This is a genomic window from Pseudoleptotrichia sp., from assembly GCF_057270515.1.
In genome coordinates, this window is record NZ_DBHIXS010000005.1 from 1 (window position 1) to 17,157 (window position 17,157).

Below are 17,157 nucleotides of genomic sequence, written 5' to 3' on the forward strand. Positions count from 1 at the left end.
ACGCCTAAGATACTTAGATACCTTCTAGGGAAAATCGGTAGTCGCCAAACTTTTTTAGTGTAATTTTTTTGTAATGTTTTTATTGGTTAGCAACTTAAAAATAAAATCTACAGTTTTAGATAACAGTGTTGTAATTTAATGGTATATTAATAGTATAATTAAAAAAGGAATATTAATATTTAATTTTTTTATCAAATTATTAATTTCTCAAATTAATAAAAAATCACATCTTTTATTTTCTATCAATTATTTTTTCAAATTTTTATTTTTAGTATATTTTTTAATTTCGAGTATTTTTTTCTTTTTTTTATTATTTTTCTCTTTATTTTAAGTGTTGTTTTTGGTATACTTAGAGTATAGGTAAAATATAATCTTATTTAAAGGTGGGTTTATGGAAGAAAATTTGAAAGAGGAAAGCAAGAAAGAAGAAAATAAAAAAATCGATATAGGTATTATGACTGTATTTAAAATAATGAAAAATATAAAAAAACTTTATTTTAAAGCTCAAAGTTTAAGTAACTCTCAAATGGATTGGAATTATATGGGAAGTGGAACCGTAACTATGACGTTAGATTATAATAAGCTATATTTTTTGGATGAAATATTGCTGGATAATAATACAAGATATATTGATAAAAAAATGTGGTATTTTCATGACTCTCATATTGAATTTTACCATTTCAGAAATGAAAAATATGAGAAAATTTTTGAATTCAGTGTAAAAAATAATAAGTTTATATTAAAAGAAAAATACGAATGCCAACCTGATGTTTATTACGGTGCTTTAAGTATTCTTGAAGACAAGATATTTTTTACGATGAACATCAGAGGGATGAGAAAAGATGAATTGTTGGAGTATATATACTTACCTGATGAATTTTAATAAAAAATCTGAAGTAAAAAGAAATAGATTTATTAAAATAAGAAAGAATAAAAAAGAAGCTGAGAAGGTTTATAAATATCATAATTTGTAATATTTAAATTTAACAAAAGACAAAATACATAAATGATCAAAACAAAAAAGAATTATAAACAAATGTGATAGAAAATGAATTTGCTAAATAAGAGAAGAATATAGAAGATTTATAAATATTACGATTTGGAACATCTGAATTTAATAAAAGATAAATACATAAATGGTTAAAATAAGAATAGAACTACAATAAAATAGTAGAAAATATATATACTAAAATAAGAAGAAAACATAAGAATTTATAAATATCGCAATTTAAAATATCTAAATTTATCAAAAAATAAGACATATAAATGATTAAAAAAATAGGACTAATAAGAGAATATTGAAAATAAATTACAAAGGAATATTTATGGAGGGAAATAAGACGGATAAGAACAAGTTTATTTTACTTGATAGAGATGGTGTAATCAATGTTGAAAAATCTTATTTGTACAAAATAGAAGATTTTGAATATGAAAAAGGAGTAGTAAGTTCTTTAAAAAAATTATCTAAAATGGGGTATAAATTTGCTATTATTACAAATCAGGCAGGGATAGCTAAAGGATATTATTCTGAAGATGATTTTTTAAAATTGGAAAAATATGTCGAAAACGATTTGTATAAAAACGGTATAAAGATAGAAAAGACATATTTTTGTCCTCATCATCCTGAAGGGACAGGAAAGTATGCAGTCAGATGTGAATGTAGAAAACCCGGAATAGAAAATTTTTTGAGAGCTGTTCGGGAATTTAATATTGATACAAAAAACTCCTATATGCTGGGTGATAGGATAACGGACTTGATACCTGCTGAAAAATTAGGAATAAAAACTGTTCTTGTAAGAACAGGATATGGAAGAGAAAACGAGAGAGAATTGGAAAAATTTGGACTGAAGTCTATAGTTGTAGACAATATTTCCGAATTTGCAGATTATATTGAAAATTGTGTTGAAAAATCTTCTGTCAAGTGATATAATTTTATAATCTGACTATAAGTAAAAGTGGAGATAACCTGATGACTAAAAATGAAGTGTTTTGCAGCATTTTAGGCAGCAAAAATATAGATAATGGTTTTATAAATATAAATAAGGTTTCAATGAATTCAAAAGAAATTCAGGAAAATGACTTATTTGTAGCAATAAGGGGAGGAAATAACTATATTAATGAAGCATTGGAAAAAGGAGCATATGCAGTTTATGACGATATTAATGCAAAAATAGATGAGAGGTATACGGATAGAGCTTTTTATGTAAATGACAGTGTTTTATTTTTACAGGAATTTGCCAAAAAATGGCGAGAAGCATTAGATATAAAAGTGATAGGAATTACAGGGAGTAACGGCAAGACTACGGTAAAAGATATAACGTATCAGCTGCTTTCTGCAAAATATAAAGGAAAAAAGACAGAAGGGAACTATAATAATCATATAGGACTACCCTTCACTTTGTTACGTCTTGAAAAAGATGACGAATTTATAATTTTGGAAATGGGAATGAGCGGATTTGGAGAAATAGACCTCTTAGGAAAAATTTCCAATCCTGATATCAGCATAATTACAAATATAGGAGAATCACATTTAGAATTTTTGCACACGAAGAAAAACGTTTTTAAGGCAAAAACGGAGATAGTACCTTATACAAAAGAAGTCTTGATTATAAATGGAGACGATGATTATCTAAAAGATATAGAAAATAACAGGCTGAAAATAGTAAAAGTTCTAAAAGAGAGTGAAAGAAAATTTGGAGGAAATGACGACAAGACTGAAAAGGACAGTGAAGATAAACAGTATCAACAAGAAAATAAAAACTCTTATTTCTATTATGGAGATGTAAAATTTGATGAGAAAGGAACACATTTCTCTCTGAAATACAATGAAAAAGAAAATTTTGAAAATATGTTCAAAAATATGAATAATATAAATAGTATGGATAAAAATAATATAGCTACAGACAACACAGATACGGATAATATAAGCAATATAAATAATATTAATGGAAATAATAAAAATAATACAAATATAAATATAGATAATATGAATAAAAACACAAATGAAAACGGCGAAATAGAAAGAAATTTTAATACAAATCTTTTAGGAGAACATAATATATTAAATCTGACAATGGGGATTGCCGTGGCAAAACAATTTGACATAGATGATAAAACCATTGAAGAAACTGTAAAAAACATAAATCTTACAAATATGAGATTTCAGATAATTGAAAAGGAAAATACAGTTTATATAAATGATGCTTATAATGCAAGTCCTGCTTCGATGAGAAAATCATTGGAGACATTTTCAAAAATTTATAATGACAGGCTAAAAATAGTTGTTCTGGGGGATATGCTGGAATTAGGAGAAAAAGAGCTTGAGCTTCATTCGGAGCTTTCGGAGACAATAGAACAATGTAAACTTGATAAAATTTATTTGTTTGGTGAAAGAATGAAAAGCCTTTATAGCAAATTAAAGGGAAATTTTGAAAAAGAAAATGAAAAAGGAAATAAGAAAGAAAATTTTGAGAAAAAAGAAGTTTTTCATTTTTCAGATAAAAACCTTATAAAAGAAGAGCTGAAAAAAGTAACTGATAAAAAAGCTGTATTAATTAAAGGCTCCAGAGGAATGAAACTGGAAGAAATAATTGATTAAACTGAAAAGGAGTAACTCATGTTATACTTATTACAATATTTATTTATAGAAAACTGGGGAGTTTTAAGGATATTTAAGTCAATAACGATAAGGGCATCCATAGCTTTCGGAATAGCATTTTTATTTATGCTGGTATTCGGAAAACCTTTTATTGCATGGCTGAAAAAGAAAAAATATGGAGATACTGCAAGGGAAGACGGTCCTCAAACTCATCAGACAAAATCGGGAACGCCTACAATGGGAGGCTTGCTTATAATTGGAGCCATATTGTTTGCTACATTGATTTCGGGAAATTTTATGAATAAATTTGTAATATTTTTATTTGTAATAACAATATTATTCACAAGTATAGGATTTTATGATGATTATCTGAAATTAACGAGGCATAAAAGCGGTCTTTCGGGAAAGAAAAAAATATTGGGACAGCTAATAATAACAGGATTGACTTTCGGATTTATCTATAAATACGGAATATTGAATAAAACTCTGGACTATTCAATAATAAATCCGTTAATAAAAAATTCTTATGTATATATAGGTCCCGGGCTTTTCTTTGTATTTATGATGTTTGTAATTATAGGGTCATCAAATGCGGTAAATCTGACCGACGGACTTGACGGACTTGTGAGCGGTCCTATAATTATAGTGAGTGTTACATTGCTTATAATCACTTATCTGACAGGCCATTATGAGTACGCGAAATATTTGAACTTATATCATATAAGAGATGCTGCCGAAATTACAGTATATCTCGCAGCGGTTGTTGGAGCATTGATAGGATTTTTATGGTTCAACTTTTATCCCGCTCAAGTATTTATGGGAGATACAGGTTCTCTAACTTTGGGAGGAATACTGGGAATAATAGTTATATTCCTGAAACAGGAGTTATTGCTTCCTATTGCGGGACTTATATTTATTTTGGAAGCATTGTCGGTAATGATACAAGTTTGGCATTTCAAGACGTTCAAGAAAAGAGTATTTAAAATGGCACCTATTCATCATCATTTTGAAATGCTGGGTATCCCTGAAACAAAAGTTACAATAAGATTTTGGATAGTAACAATGATAATGTGTCTGATTACATTTATAATGCTAAAATTGAGATAAATAAAAACACTTAATTATAGTATTCAAAATTATATAATATTTATGATTTATGGATTTTTAACATTATAAGAAAACGTCATAAGGAACAGATTACAGTATATTCAGGCAAATAATAATTTTATGAATAATAATTCTGAAAATTTAGAATGATTTGAAAAGAGGAAAGGCAAATGAAAAAAGCTTTGGTATTCGGAGCAGGGCTGAGCGGACTTGGAGCAAAAGAATTACTTGAAAAGAACAATTATAAAGTATATTTAATTGATGATAAAGTAGGAATACCTTCATTTAAAGGAATAGAAATTTTGAATAGAGAAGAAATAGAATTTATAGTAAAAAGCCCCGGAATTTCATGGAAAGCCGAATTATTGAAAGTGGCACTGGAAAAAAAAGTTAAAATAATTTCTGAAATTGATCTGGCTTATAAATATATGGATAAAAATATAAAAGTAATATCCTTTACAGGGACAAATGGGAAAACAACTACATGTACAAAGACTTATGAGCTTTTGAAATATGCCGGATATAACGTAAGGCTCGCAGGAAATGCCGGATATTCTTTCGCAAAAATTGTAGCCGATGAAGAGCCTTTAAATTACATAGTTCTGGAGCTGAGCAGCTATCAGTTGGAAAATGAACCGCAAATACATTCGCATATTGCAGGAATAATAAATCTGACACCTGACCATTTGTCAAGATACAACTCCGTGGAAGATTACTATATTACAAAATTTAATATTTTTTCCAAGCAGACAGAAAGTGATTTTGCATTAATAAATTTAGATGATGAAAATTTTGAAAAATTATGTAATGATAAAAATTTGGATAAAAAAATAAAAGCTCAAAAAATATATTTAAGCAAAGAAAGAAAAGGAAATATATTCGTTGAGGACGGCAATATATATATTATGAAAAATTTTAATGACAGAGCGGAAGACTGTAAAGATACAGATATTTCTGAAAATAGTCAGGCAGAACAGTTTATAGCCGTAAGACATTTGTCATTGAAAGGACAGCATAATCTTGAAAATATGCTGTTTTTAATAGGAACTGCCAGAATACTTGGTATACCTGATGATAAGACAAAAGAATTTTTAAAGACTACAAAAGCATTGGAACATAGAATAGAAGATTTTTTTGTAAAAGGAAATACTACATTTATAAATGACTCCAAAGGCACGAATGTGGAATCTACGTTAAAAGCGATAGACTCTTTTGATAATTCCATAATATTGATTTGCGGAGGAGATGACAAAAAAATTTGTAATGATGAATTAGTAAAAAAAATAAAAGAAAAAGTCAGCTTTGTTTATCTGATAGGGGATAATGCACCTTTACTTATAAAAGATATGGAAAAAGCAGGATATAAAAATTACCGTAATCTTGAGACTTTGGAAAATATATTGAATTATTTTAAGGAAGATATGGACTTTTCTGAAAATCAGACGATTTTATTTTCTCCCGCGACGTCGAGTTTCTGTCAATTCAAAAATTTTGAACATAGGGGAGAAGTATTTAAAGAACTGACAAAAAAAATTCTGGGATAATCCTGAGGGAAAATGGGAAAATATACGGAAAAGACCATATAAATTTAGGAAATTATATATTCGGGAGAGAAAAAATTGAAAAACAGAAAAATTTTAGGAACAACTCTCATAATAATAATGCTTATATTAATGGGACTCAGTATTGCGATGATAGCAAGCGTGAGTTTTCCGAGAGGTTTGAAAGAGTATAACAATCATTATTATTTTTTGATAAGACAGATAATATGGCTTGTAGCAGGAAGTATTCTTTTTATTTTTACGGCGAATTTTGAATATACAAAATATAAAAGAATAAGAAAATTATTATATCTTATAGGGTTCTTAATGCTACTTGCAGTTCTGGGGATAGGAAAAAATGTCAACGGTGCGACAAGATGGATAGCTATAGGACAGTTCAGTATACAGCCTTCGGAGTTCGCAAAGTTAATTTTAATACTGCATTTGGCAGGTTTGATAGATTTGCAGAAAAGAAAAAGAGAAAATAAACTCAAAATGCTGTTTTCCATTTTGGCAGCAACAATGACATATTCTGTACTTATAATTATGGAAAAAGCATTCAGTAGTACAGCTCAAATAACGCTTATAGGGTTGACAATGATGTTTATTTCAGGTGTGAAAATGAGCGAGTTTTTAGTAACGTTATTGGGATTAGGTGTCTTGGGATTTGGTGCGATAACAGCGATGCCGTACAGGCTCAAAAGACTGCTGGGACATTTAAAAAATAGTGATGAAGTTTATCAGCTACGGCAGTCGTTAATAGCCATAGGAAGTGGCAAACTTATAGGGAAATTTTATGGAAACGGATTTCAGAAATATTTTTATCTGCCTGAAATACATACTGACTATGTATTTTCGGGATATGCCGAAGAAATGGGGTTTGTCGGTTCGATAATACTGATACTGCTTTATATGGTTCTGCTGGGAGTGATACTTATAACAATAGTAAAAATAAAGGATATGTATGCAAAATATATCCTTATAGGTATTCTTTCAATGTTTTCGCTCCAAATAATAGGAAATCTGGCAGTTGTAATGGGACTGGTACCGTCTACGGGTATTCCATTACCTATATTAAGCTATGGAGGAAGTACAACGATAGTAACAATGGCGGCTTTGGGGATAGTATATAATATTATAAGGGCTTTTTACAGACAGGAACTGGAAGCCGAAAGAGATTAAAAAACTATGTGGAAAAGACTGATGTTACTGCCATATAAAAAATGCCTTATCGGCTAAAAAGAAAAAGAAACGGAGAAATTTACTATGAAAAAAGTAATACTCACAACAGGAGGAACGGGGGGACACATATATCCCGCCTTGTCCATTGCAAAAAAAATGAGAGAACAGAATATTGAAACTCTGTTTATAGGTACTAAACATAGAATGGAGAAAGAGCTTGTACCTAAAGAAGGATTTAGATTTGAAGGTCTTGATGTTATCCCTCTTAAATCGGTAAAGGGAATAATAAAAGCTGTTTCTGCGACGTTCAAAGCTGTACAGATATTAAAAAAGGAAAAACCTGATCAGATTATAGCCTTCGGGAATTATATAACGATACCGGTACTTGTTGCTTCCAAACTACTGGGAATACCTTATTATCTACAGGAGCAAAACTGTACAATGGGGCTTGCCAATAAATATTTCTATAAGGGTGCCAAAAAGATATTCCTTGCGTTTGAAAACACACTGGACAGTATACCCGACAAATATAAGAAAAAATTTATCGTTACGGGAAATCCTTTGAGAGAAGAATTTTACAATAAAAATAAAAATGAAGAAAGAAAGAAACTGGATATTGATAAAGATAAAAAAGCTATATTAATAATGGGTGGAAGTCTCGGAGCCAAAAATATAAATGAGGCAATTTTGAAAACATGGAAAGAAATAATTAAAGATAAGAATTTAAAATTATTTTGGGCAACGGGAAAAGAAAATTATGAAGAAGCCGTGTTTAGAATGAAAGATTATGGAAATGCGGTTATAATGCCTTATTTTGAAAATGCTGCCGACTATATGGCAGCGGCAGACCTTGTAATATGTCGTGCGGGAGCGTCCACAATATCCGAGCTGATACAACTGGAAAAGCCGTCAGTCCTAATTCCTTATGATTTCGTAGGTCAAAAGGAAAATGCCGATGTTCTGGAATATGTAAACGGTGCAAAAACTTTTTCCAATGAAGAAGCCGAAAAAGGTATAAAAGAAGCTCTTGTACTTGTAAAACATGATGAAATGCTTAATTTTATGAAAAGTAATATAAAAAAACTGAAAAAAGAAAATGCTGCAAATTTGATAATAGAAACGATGAAAATAGACAATTATTCAAAATAAATGGAGGGAAAATAATGTTATCGGATATTAGGAACGTTTATTTCAGTGGAATAAACGGTATCGGTATGAGCGGACTTGCTAAAATACTTGTAAAGGAAGGATATAATGTGGCAGGTTCTGACCTTGAAAGAAAAAATATAACTCAGGAAATGGAAGATATGGGTATCAAAATATATATAGGTCAGACTGAAGAAAATGTAAAAGATAAAGGAATAGATTTATTCGTTTACTCAACTGCAATAAGAGAGACAAATCCTGAATATATGTACATAGTGAAAAACGGGATAAAAAAGATAAAAAGGGGACAGCTTCTGGCTCAACTCATGAACAGATTTGAAGGCATAGCCATTGCAGGAACTCACGGGAAAACAACAACAAGTTCGATGATGAGCGTCGCTTTTCTTGAAAAAGACCCTACAATAGTAGTAGGAGGGATAATCCCTGAAATACAGAGTAACAGTAAGATAGGAAATTCGGAATATTTTATAGCCGAAGCTGATGAAAGTGATAACTCCTTTCTGTATATAAAACCTAAATACTCTGTTGTAACAAATATGGAACCTGATCATCTTGAACATCATGGAACATATGAAAACATAAAAAAATCTTTTGAAAAATTTATTGACAGTACAGAAAAACTGGCAATTTTGTGTAAAGATTGTGAAGATATGTCTACATTGAACCTGCATAATAAAAATATTATATGGTACAGTGTAAAAAGGGAAGATGTCCATATTTTTGCAACTAACATTACTGTAAAGAATGGGTGTACACATTATGAAGTCATAAAAAACGGTAAAAATCTTGGAGAATTTACATTATGCATACCGGGAGAACATAATGTTGCAAACTCCCTGCCCGTAATATATCTGGCTGATGAATTGGGCTGCAATATTGAAACTGTGAAGGAAAGACTTGCCAAGTTTAAGGGAGCGAATAGAAGATATCAGGTAATATATGACAAAGATTTGAGAATAATAGACGACTATGCTCATCATCCTACAGAAATAAAAGTAACTATAGAAGCTGCCAAAGCTAATGAAAAGGGAGATGTAACCGTGATTTTCCAGCCTCATAGATACAGCAGGACAAAATTTTTCTTTGATGATTTTATAAAATCTCTCAAAAAAGCCGATGAGCTGATTTTAATGCCTATATATTCCGCAGGAGAGGACAATACTTACGGAGTATCTTCGGAAGAACTGGCTGAAAAAATAGGAAATGGTGTAAAAGTGTACACGGAAGAAGAAATTCAGGATTTAGTGAAAAGTCATGAAAATAGCAATAGAAGTTATGTATTTATGGGTGCAGGGAGTGTATCAAAACTTGCACACCAGATAAAAAGTACATTGAAATAATATGTCTGAAATATATTTTGAAAAATATTTATGGAAAGTTTATGGAAAATGGATCGGGAAAAATAACAGATTGAAAATTAAAAAATATATAGGAAATTTGGGAGAACGGATATATGAAAATATATGAAGATATGGAAATGAAAGAATATTCCCATATGAAAATAGGCGGAATTGCAAAAGAACTGATTTTTGTGGAAGATAAGAAAGAACTGAAAGATATCATTGCTACAAGGGATAAAATATTTCTTCTGGGAAACGGTACAAATACTCTGATTAGCGACGGAAAATTGGACATCAGCTTTGTTTCTCTGAAAAATTTTAAAAATATAGAAATTGTGGAAAGACATGGAGATTATGATTTAGTCAGAGCAGAAGCGGGACTTGATTTTGATGAGCTTATAGAATTTATGGAAAAAAATGATTATACAGGACTGGAAAATATAGCAGGTGTTCCCGGCTCGGTAGGCGGACTTGTAAATATGAACGGAGGTGCTTACGGAACAGAGATTTTTGACTGTATAGAAGAAGTGGAAGTCTGTAAGAATGACGGAGAAATAAAAAGCCTGAAAAAATCGGAGCTGGATTTCAAATACAGAAATACGGAAATAAAAAAGAATAAATGGATTGTAGTTTCCGTATTATTTAAATTTGAAAAAGGATTTGACAGGGAATGTGTTATTGACAAGAGAACCCAGAGAAAAAATAAACATCCGTTGGAATACCCGAATTTAGGAAGTACATTTAAAAATCCTGAAGGAACTTTTGCCGCACAGCTTATATCCGATGCAGGATTGAAAGAATATAGAGTAGGGAATGCAATGGTTTCAAGTAAACATCCAAATTTCATAATTAATTTAGGAAACGCAAAATTTGATGATGTCATTTCCATAATTGAGCATGTAAAAAAAGTTATCTACGAAAAATTTAACACTAAGTTGGAAACAGAAATAATAATACTTAAAACAGATTAAGAAATAAAAGTTATTTACAAAAGTCTTTAAAAATAGCAAATAAAACTATTTTTTGATTTTTTAGAAAATATAATATAAAATTTAATAATTGAATATTATTAAAAAAGAGTGTATAATATATAACAAAATTCGGAGTGGAAAATGCAAAAATTTATAAGAACTGTATTTGTTCTGATGTTATTGTCAGGTCTGATTTACTTCGGTAAACAGTTTATAGAAACGGATTATTTTAAAATTAATGAAATAACAGTTCAGGGAAAAAACAATCTTTTAAAAGACGATATTATAAACAAAATAGAAAACTTAAAAGGTCAGAATATTGTATATATAAATACCGGGAAAATCGAAGATTTGCTGTCAAAAGACGCAAGAGTGGAAAAAGTCGTAATAAGAAAAGTTTATCCGAGCAGACTGATTGTGGAACTGGAAGAAAGGGTACCTTTTGTTTATGTGAAAAAGGGAAATGATATATTTCTTGCAGATAAAGACTTAAATCTGTTCGGGCATATTTCGGAAATGGAGTCAAAAAATATTCCTGTAGTGATATATACTGACGATGAATCATTAAAAGATATAAAAATTATTCTGTCTAAAATAAAAAATAAAGATTTATATGATATGATATCAGAAATAAGAAAAAGCGGCAAATCATATAAACTTATACTTAAAAATAGAATAGAAATTATAACGGACACTTTTGTAAGCTCGGAAAAATATGACAGCAGATATAAATTATACGAAGAAATAAAAAATGAAAATGAAACGAAAAACCATATAGATATAAGATATAAAGATGTTTACAGATATTAAATTTAAGATGTTAATGTAAAATAATTCAGGAGGATAACATGGGAGAAAGTTCAAACAATATAGCAAAACTGAAAGTTGTAGGAGTAGGTGGTGCAGGAGGGAATGCGATAAACGACATGATAGAAAGCAACATAACAGATGTAGAGTTTATTGCAGTAAATACTGATGCACAGGATTTAGCAAGATCATTAACGGAAACAAGAGTTCTCTTGGGAAAAGGTCTTGGAGCGGGAGCTGACCCTGAAAAGGCGAGAATAGCGGCAAAAGAATCTGAAGAAAAAATCAGGGATATGCTGGAAGATACCGATATGCTGTTTATAACTGCGGGAATGGGCGGTGGAACAGGTACCGGAGCTTCTCCTATTGTTGCAGAAATTGCCAAAAGTATGGGCATTTTGACAGTTGCTGTAGTAACAAAGCCTTTTGAATTTGAAGGGCCTTTAAAAAAGAAAAATGCTGAACTGGGGATAGAAAATTTAAAACAGAATGTAGACACATTAATAGCGATACCTAACGAAAAATTATTTGAACTGCCGAATGTGAGTATAACCCTGATGACAGCGTTTAAGGAAGCAAACAGCGTGTTAAGAGTGGGGATAAAAGGTATATCCGACCTTATTACAAAACAGGGATATGTAAACCTTGATTTTGCTGATGTAAAAACTACAATGAGCAACTCGGGAATTGCCATGCTCGGGTTCGGAGAAGCGAGTGGAGACGGAAAAGCTAAGACTGCGACTGAACAGGCATTAAACAGTCCATTACTTGAAAATTCGATAGAAGGTGCAAGAAAAGTACTTTTGAATATAACTGCGGGAGGAGATATAGGACTTCATGAAATAAGGGAAGTTTCTGAAACAGTTTCTCATAAAACAGGGAATGCAGGAGCCAGCCTTATATGGGGAGTTATTATTGATCCTGAACTTGAAGGGACAATTAGAGTATCGATAATTGCTACGGATTTTCAGGATAGATATAATAAATCCCTCGAAGGAACCGTGTTTGGAGGAATAGAAAATTTTGAAAACGACCCTGAAAAGGCTGACGGAGAAGACGGAAAACTTCTGAAAAGCGACTCTGAAAATCATCCTACTCAGTTTGTAGTGCCGTCATTTTTCTCAAAAGATGAATAAATGACTTGATTTTATGTTATTTTTTTGATAAAATAAATAGACCTGCTCTATTTTAAAAAATAGGGCTAAAAAGCCGAAGGAAAGGAGAAGAATAAATGAAAAATTACGAAATTATGTTTATACTTTCTACACAGTTAAGCGATGATGAAAAAAAAGCCGGTGTAACACTGGTTGAAGAAACATTGACTAAAGCCGGAGCTGTAGAATTAAAAACAGAAATCTGGGGAGACAGAAAACTTGCATATCCTATCAAGAAAAAAGAAAACGGATATTATGTTCTGACATTGTTCCAGATTGACGGAACAAGATTACCTGAAGTAGAAGCAAAATTAAACATCAGTGAATCAATATTGAAATATATGATAGTTAAAAATGACTAATCAAAATAACTAATTCATAATTTTAAAAACAGACGGGGGTTATAAAAATTTAATTTTATAATAAATTAAAAAATCGAGGGGGAAAAATATGAACCATATAACATTAATCGGAAGATTAACAAAAGACCCTGAATTGAAATATTCTCAATCAGGAAAAGCTTTCTGTAGATTCTCACTTGCTGTAGCAAAAGAATTTAACAGAAATGAAACGGATTTTTTTGACTGTGTTGCATGGAACAAGGCAGCTGAAATAATAGCCGAATACCTGAGAAAAGGTAAAAGAGCAGCAATACAGGGCAGACTGGAAACAGGAAGCTACGAAAAAGACGGAAAAAATATAAAAACGTATAGCATTGTAGTAGATAAGTTTGAATTTTTAGACCCTGCAGGAGGACAGGGACAACAGTCAGCGTCCTACTCTCAAAATCAGGTGTCTCAAAATAATGAGCCGTTTGCTGATAATGACAATGAAGAAATAATGGATGACGATGATTTTCCATTTTAGGAAAAATTAGGAGGTGAATATAGTATATGAAACCGGCTACTGAATTTAAAAGAAGAAAAAGAAGACCAAAAGTAAAATTTAAAGTAGAAGATATAAACTATAAAAATGTGGATTTATTAAAAAACTTTATGAATGATAAAGGAAAAATCTCTCCTGCAAGAGTTACAGGATTAGAGGCTAAAATCCAAAGAAAAATAGCAAAAGCTATTAAAAGATCAAGACAGATAGCTTTAATGCCTTATACAAGAATAGAAAAATAACCTGATAAAGAGGATTTCTTTAATATAAATCCTCTTTTTTTAATTATTTATAGATAATTTCTAAGTTAAATATCAGTAAAAATAATTTTTATTTTCCAAATTTTATAGTATAATTAATAATATAAAAAATGTTCTGAAACGAGGGGTAAAAATGATAAATAAAAAAAATTGGATAATAATACTTTTATTGACTTTACTTTTTATTTCGTGTCAAAATAAGAAAAAACTGGAAGAGGAAAAAAAGAGAAAAGACCATGAAAAGACGGTTCAATCAAAGATTTTTACTGATAAACCGGTAGAAAGGGTAATCGAAGAATTTGAAAATAATTCCCGAGAAAATAAAATCAGTATAAAAAAATTTGAGAAACTTACATTTGAAAATAAAAATTATTATCATTCCCAAATAAATATAAAGAAAAATTCTGCCTACACTGTAAATTATGACGGGATAGAAGTTACAAGTCTTATAGTAAAAGTAGGTACGGTAACGGGAACCGACTTGGGAACGATAGAGGACCTTGTTGCCAATCTTATAGAAGTTTCCGATGAAAATATAAATGATGAGGAAGCAAGAAAATTGTACGCAGAAGTGCTTGCGGGAATGAAAGAGGGAGCTTTGTCCAACGAAATGACTTATAAGAATGGTATAAAGTATGGGATAACTATAGATAAAAATACGGGAGAAATTATATTTATCGCCCAGCAGATATAAATATTTATAGCGGAAAAAACGTTTTTAGGTTATAATACTTAAAACAAAATATCAAGGAGGAAATCAAATTATGAATTTAGAAGGAATAATAGGGCTTTTAGGAAGTCAGAATTTGGAAAAATTGACTTCACAAATAGGAGGAACAGAAGGACAAGTGAAAAATGGACTGGAAGCTGCACTACCTGCAATGCTTGCCGCTCTGAATAAAAACACGGGGACTGAAAAAGGGGCAGAAGCATTGAATAATGCACTGGAAAAACATGACGGGTCAATACTGAATAATCTTTCAGGATATTTGAGCAATCCTGACTTAAAAGACGGAACAGGGATATTAAATCATCTGTTCGGAAATCAAACAACAAATGTTGCCAATGCGATATCGCAGTCAAGCGGACTGGATACAAACGGAAGTATGAAAATGTTGCAAATGCTTGCACCTATTGTCTTAGGAGCATTGGGACAGCAAAAAAAGGAAAACAATCTCGATGCGGGAGGACTTAATGCACTGACATCAATGCTGTCAGGAACATTAGGAGGAAATGAAAAAGCATCCGGAATAATGGGACTGGTTACAAATATGCTGGATGCAAATAAAGACGGAAATGTAGTGGACGACATAATGGGAATGGTAGGAAATTTTTTTGGAGGGAAGAAATAATATAATTAAAAAATGAGACTGTCTTAAAATAGAGAAATTTATGATAAAAAATAGTATTTATGAATTATTCAATAATTTTACTTATTTGAAAATTAATAATACTATTTTTCTTTTCTTGCGTTTACTTTAATTTTCTTATTTTTAAGGTAATCTCATTTTTTATTATTTAGATAATCAAATAGAAGTAAAATGAAATTAAAAATTGAAAAACTATATAAAAATATTATATAATAACTTTGCAAAGATAAAAACACAATGTATTTTATAATACAGTTCCGGTTGGTAGTCCGGACACAGTTAAAACTGTAAGTAACCTTCCTCCTTAGGTCGTCCGTTCTTTGCTTATCAAATTTTAAGGAGGAGCTGTTGCTATGAGCAAAATATCAGGAAAACTTACTATATTTTTTGAAAATCCTTTTTGGGTAGGTATATTTGAAAAAGTGATAGATAAAAGACTGACTGTCTGTAAAATTGTTTTTGGTTCTGAGCCGAAAGATTATGAGATTTATGATTTTGTTTTAAAGGAATATGACAATTTAAAATTTAGTGAGACTGTTCGGATCAAACAGAAGAAAAAGTCAGAAAATCCTAAAAGACTTCAAAGAGAAATACGCAGAAGTCTTAAAAACAGAGGAATAAGTACAAAATCTCAGGAGATATTAAAGTCGGAACATGAAAAAAATAAAATTGAAAGGAAAAAGAACAATAAAAAGCAGAAAGAAATAGAAGAAAAGCATAAGTTTCAGATAAAACAGCATAAGAAAAGAGAAAAATATAAAGGAAGATAAATAAAGAAAGGATAGTGCAATGGACAGACAGAAAAGCAAACAGACTGATAAAAATGCAAAATTCAGGCTTATGACAGCAATGTTTATATTCGGAACGATAGGGATTTTTGTAAGGAATATTCCGTTACCGTCAAGTGTTATCGCACTTGCGAGAGGTGTGATAGGGACATTGTTTCTAATAATTTTTACAAAAATAAGAAAGATAAAAATTTCGTATACGGAGATAAAGAATAATCTATCAATACTGTGCTTGTCAGGAATGTTGATCGGAATACACTGGATTTTTCTGTTTGAAGCGTACCGTAATACAACTGTTGCCGTTGCAACATTATGCTATTATTTGGCACCGGTTTTTGTAATAATCGCCTCTCCTTTTGTGCTGAAAGAAAAACTGACTTTTAAACAGATTGTATGTATAGGTGTTGCCCTTATTGGAATGATTTTTGTATCGGGAATATTTGAAAAAGGGGGAACGGAAAATCTACAGCTGAAAGGAATATTTTTTGGAATAGGGGCAGCGATAATTTATGCTGTTGTCATTATGCTGAATAAACATCTGAAAAAGATTTCCTCTTACACAATGACGATTATGCAGCTCGGAATTGCAGCGGCAGTTCTTGCACCTTATACTTTACTGACACAGAATACGGCCAGTCTGACTTTTAATTTTACAACGTTGATATTATTGGGAATTATAGGAATTATAAATACAGGAATAACTTATACTCTATATTTTTCAGCAATACAGGAATTAAAAGCTCATACAATAGCTATTTTCAGCTATATAGATCCTATTGTTGCCATTTTGCTGTCAACTTTGATTTTAAGAGAAAAACCCGATGTATTTACAGTTATTGGAGGAATAATGATTTTAGGTTCAACTCTGATAAGTGAACTGTCATCGTAAAAATAAACGACAAATTTATAACATAAAGAGAAAGAATAAAAAGAGAAAAAAATAAAATATATAGATATATTCTAAAGGAGAAATATCAATTTCAATAG

18 protein-coding genes are annotated in these 17,157 nt (G+C 30.7%); all 18 read left to right on the forward strand.

Annotation, left to right across the window (positions count from 1 at the left end; genetic code table 11):
* Positions 1-391: 391 nt before the first annotated feature.
* The gene (locus ACO5J6_RS05010; RefSeq protein ID WP_485642473.1) at positions 392-883 is read left to right on the forward strand and encodes a hypothetical protein; all 492 of its coding nucleotides are present in this window, start codon (positions 392-394) and stop codon (positions 881-883) included.
* A gap of 442 nt (positions 884-1,325) precedes the next feature.
* A complete protein-coding gene (locus ACO5J6_RS05015; RefSeq protein WP_485642474.1) occupies positions 1,326-1,925 on the forward strand; it encodes a D-glycero-alpha-D-manno-heptose-1,7-bisphosphate 7-phosphatase in 600 nt (199 codons plus the stop codon).
* A 44-nt stretch (positions 1,926-1,969) separates the two neighbouring features.
* Complete coding sequence (locus ACO5J6_RS05020; protein WP_485642475.1) at positions 1,970-3,598, forward strand: UDP-N-acetylmuramoyl-tripeptide--D-alanyl-D-alanine ligase; 1,629 nt, start codon at positions 1,970-1,972, stop codon at positions 3,596-3,598.
* An 18-nt stretch (positions 3,599-3,616) separates the two neighbouring features.
* Positions 3,617-4,705, forward strand: a complete 1,089-nt coding sequence (gene mraY / locus ACO5J6_RS05025) for a phospho-N-acetylmuramoyl-pentapeptide-transferase (RefSeq protein WP_485642476.1) — start codon at positions 3,617-3,619, stop codon at positions 4,703-4,705.
* 170 nt (positions 4,706-4,875) lie between these two features.
* Entirely contained in the window at positions 4,876-6,249 is a 1,374-nt protein-coding gene (gene murD, locus ACO5J6_RS05030; protein ID WP_485642477.1) for a UDP-N-acetylmuramoyl-L-alanine--D-glutamate ligase, read from the forward strand.
* A gap of 75 nt (positions 6,250-6,324) precedes the next feature.
* Positions 6,325-7,428: an FtsW/RodA/SpoVE family cell cycle protein gene (locus tag ACO5J6_RS05035; protein ID WP_485642478.1), complete on the forward strand. Its 1,104-nt coding sequence runs from the start codon at positions 6,325-6,327 to the stop codon at positions 7,426-7,428.
* 84 nt (positions 7,429-7,512) lie between these two features.
* Complete coding sequence (murG, locus tag ACO5J6_RS05040) at positions 7,513-8,577, forward strand: undecaprenyldiphospho-muramoylpentapeptide beta-N-acetylglucosaminyltransferase (protein ID WP_485642479.1); 1,065 nt, start codon at positions 7,513-7,515, stop codon at positions 8,575-8,577.
* 14 nt (positions 8,578-8,591) lie between these two features.
* On the forward strand, positions 8,592-9,935 hold the full coding sequence (gene murC, locus ACO5J6_RS05045) for a UDP-N-acetylmuramate--L-alanine ligase (protein ID WP_485642480.1): 1,344 nt from the start codon (positions 8,592-8,594) through the stop codon (positions 9,933-9,935).
* A 113-nt stretch (positions 9,936-10,048) separates the two neighbouring features.
* Complete coding sequence (gene murB / locus ACO5J6_RS05050) at positions 10,049-10,906, forward strand: UDP-N-acetylmuramate dehydrogenase (protein ID WP_485642482.1); 858 nt, start codon at positions 10,049-10,051, stop codon at positions 10,904-10,906.
* Between the two features lie 141 nt (positions 10,907-11,047).
* Positions 11,048-11,716, forward strand: a complete 669-nt coding sequence (locus ACO5J6_RS05055) for a cell division protein FtsQ/DivIB (protein WP_485642483.1) — start codon at positions 11,048-11,050, stop codon at positions 11,714-11,716.
* 38 nt (positions 11,717-11,754) lie between these two features.
* Complete coding sequence (ftsZ, locus tag ACO5J6_RS05060) at positions 11,755-12,849, forward strand: cell division protein FtsZ (protein WP_485642485.1); 1,095 nt, start codon at positions 11,755-11,757, stop codon at positions 12,847-12,849.
* A gap of 95 nt (positions 12,850-12,944) precedes the next feature.
* Positions 12,945-13,229 carry a 30S ribosomal protein S6 gene (gene rpsF, locus ACO5J6_RS05065; RefSeq protein ID WP_485642486.1) on the forward strand — a complete coding sequence of 95 codons (285 nt, stop codon included), beginning with the start codon at positions 12,945-12,947 and terminating at the stop codon, positions 13,227-13,229.
* Between the two features lie 88 nt (positions 13,230-13,317).
* The gene (locus ACO5J6_RS05070; protein WP_485642488.1) at positions 13,318-13,734 is read left to right on the forward strand and encodes a single-stranded DNA-binding protein; all 417 of its coding nucleotides are present in this window, start codon (positions 13,318-13,320) and stop codon (positions 13,732-13,734) included.
* 26 nt (positions 13,735-13,760) lie between these two features.
* Positions 13,761-13,994, forward strand: coding sequence for a 30S ribosomal protein S18 (rpsR, locus tag ACO5J6_RS05075; protein WP_006806301.1), 234 nt, complete (start codon positions 13,761-13,763; stop codon positions 13,992-13,994).
* A 151-nt stretch (positions 13,995-14,145) separates the two neighbouring features.
* Positions 14,146-14,706, forward strand: a complete 561-nt coding sequence (locus ACO5J6_RS05080) for a lipoprotein (protein WP_485642490.1) — start codon at positions 14,146-14,148, stop codon at positions 14,704-14,706.
* Positions 14,707-14,776: 70 nt separating this feature from the next.
* Positions 14,777-15,364: a DUF937 domain-containing protein gene (locus tag ACO5J6_RS05085; RefSeq protein WP_485642492.1), complete on the forward strand. Its 588-nt coding sequence runs from the start codon at positions 14,777-14,779 to the stop codon at positions 15,362-15,364.
* A gap of 371 nt (positions 15,365-15,735) precedes the next feature.
* On the forward strand, positions 15,736-16,152 hold the full coding sequence (locus tag ACO5J6_RS05090; RefSeq protein WP_485642493.1) for a YjdF family protein: 417 nt from the start codon (positions 15,736-15,738) through the stop codon (positions 16,150-16,152).
* A gap of 19 nt (positions 16,153-16,171) precedes the next feature.
* A complete protein-coding gene (locus ACO5J6_RS05095) occupies positions 16,172-17,059 on the forward strand; it encodes a DMT family transporter (RefSeq protein ID WP_485642495.1) in 888 nt (295 codons plus the stop codon).
* Positions 17,060-17,157: the final 98 nt, after the last annotated feature.

Coding starts and splice junctions, on each gene's coding strand:
- ACO5J6_RS05080 (WP_485642490.1), top strand. CDS start 14,146: ATGATAAATAAAAAAAATTGGATAATAATACTTTTATTGACTTTACTT.
- ACO5J6_RS05010 (WP_485642473.1), top strand. CDS start 392: ATGGAAGAAAATTTGAAAGAGGAAAGCAAGAAAGAAGAAAATAAAAAA.
- rpsF (WP_485642486.1), top strand. CDS start 12,945: ATGAAAAATTACGAAATTATGTTTATACTTTCTACACAGTTAAGCGAT.
- ACO5J6_RS05055 (WP_485642483.1), top strand. CDS start 11,048: ATGCAAAAATTTATAAGAACTGTATTTGTTCTGATGTTATTGTCAGGT.
- rpsR (WP_006806301.1), top strand. CDS start 13,761: ATGAAACCGGCTACTGAATTTAAAAGAAGAAAAAGAAGACCAAAAGTA.
- ACO5J6_RS05085 (WP_485642492.1), top strand. CDS start 14,777: ATGAATTTAGAAGGAATAATAGGGCTTTTAGGAAGTCAGAATTTGGAA.
- ACO5J6_RS05020 (WP_485642475.1), top strand. CDS start 1,970: ATGACTAAAAATGAAGTGTTTTGCAGCATTTTAGGCAGCAAAAATATA.
- mraY (WP_485642476.1), top strand. CDS start 3,617: ATGTTATACTTATTACAATATTTATTTATAGAAAACTGGGGAGTTTTA.
- murC (WP_485642480.1), top strand. CDS start 8,592: ATGTTATCGGATATTAGGAACGTTTATTTCAGTGGAATAAACGGTATC.
- murD (WP_485642477.1), top strand. CDS start 4,876: ATGAAAAAAGCTTTGGTATTCGGAGCAGGGCTGAGCGGACTTGGAGCA.
- ACO5J6_RS05070 (WP_485642488.1), top strand. CDS start 13,318: ATGAACCATATAACATTAATCGGAAGATTAACAAAAGACCCTGAATTG.
- murG (WP_485642479.1), top strand. CDS start 7,513: ATGAAAAAAGTAATACTCACAACAGGAGGAACGGGGGGACACATATAT.
- ACO5J6_RS05095 (WP_485642495.1), top strand. CDS start 16,172: ATGGACAGACAGAAAAGCAAACAGACTGATAAAAATGCAAAATTCAGG.
- murB (WP_485642482.1), top strand. CDS start 10,049: ATGAAAATATATGAAGATATGGAAATGAAAGAATATTCCCATATGAAA.
- ACO5J6_RS05090 (WP_485642493.1), top strand. CDS start 15,736: ATGAGCAAAATATCAGGAAAACTTACTATATTTTTTGAAAATCCTTTT.
- ftsZ (WP_485642485.1), top strand. CDS start 11,755: ATGGGAGAAAGTTCAAACAATATAGCAAAACTGAAAGTTGTAGGAGTA.
- ACO5J6_RS05015 (WP_485642474.1), top strand. CDS start 1,326: ATGGAGGGAAATAAGACGGATAAGAACAAGTTTATTTTACTTGATAGA.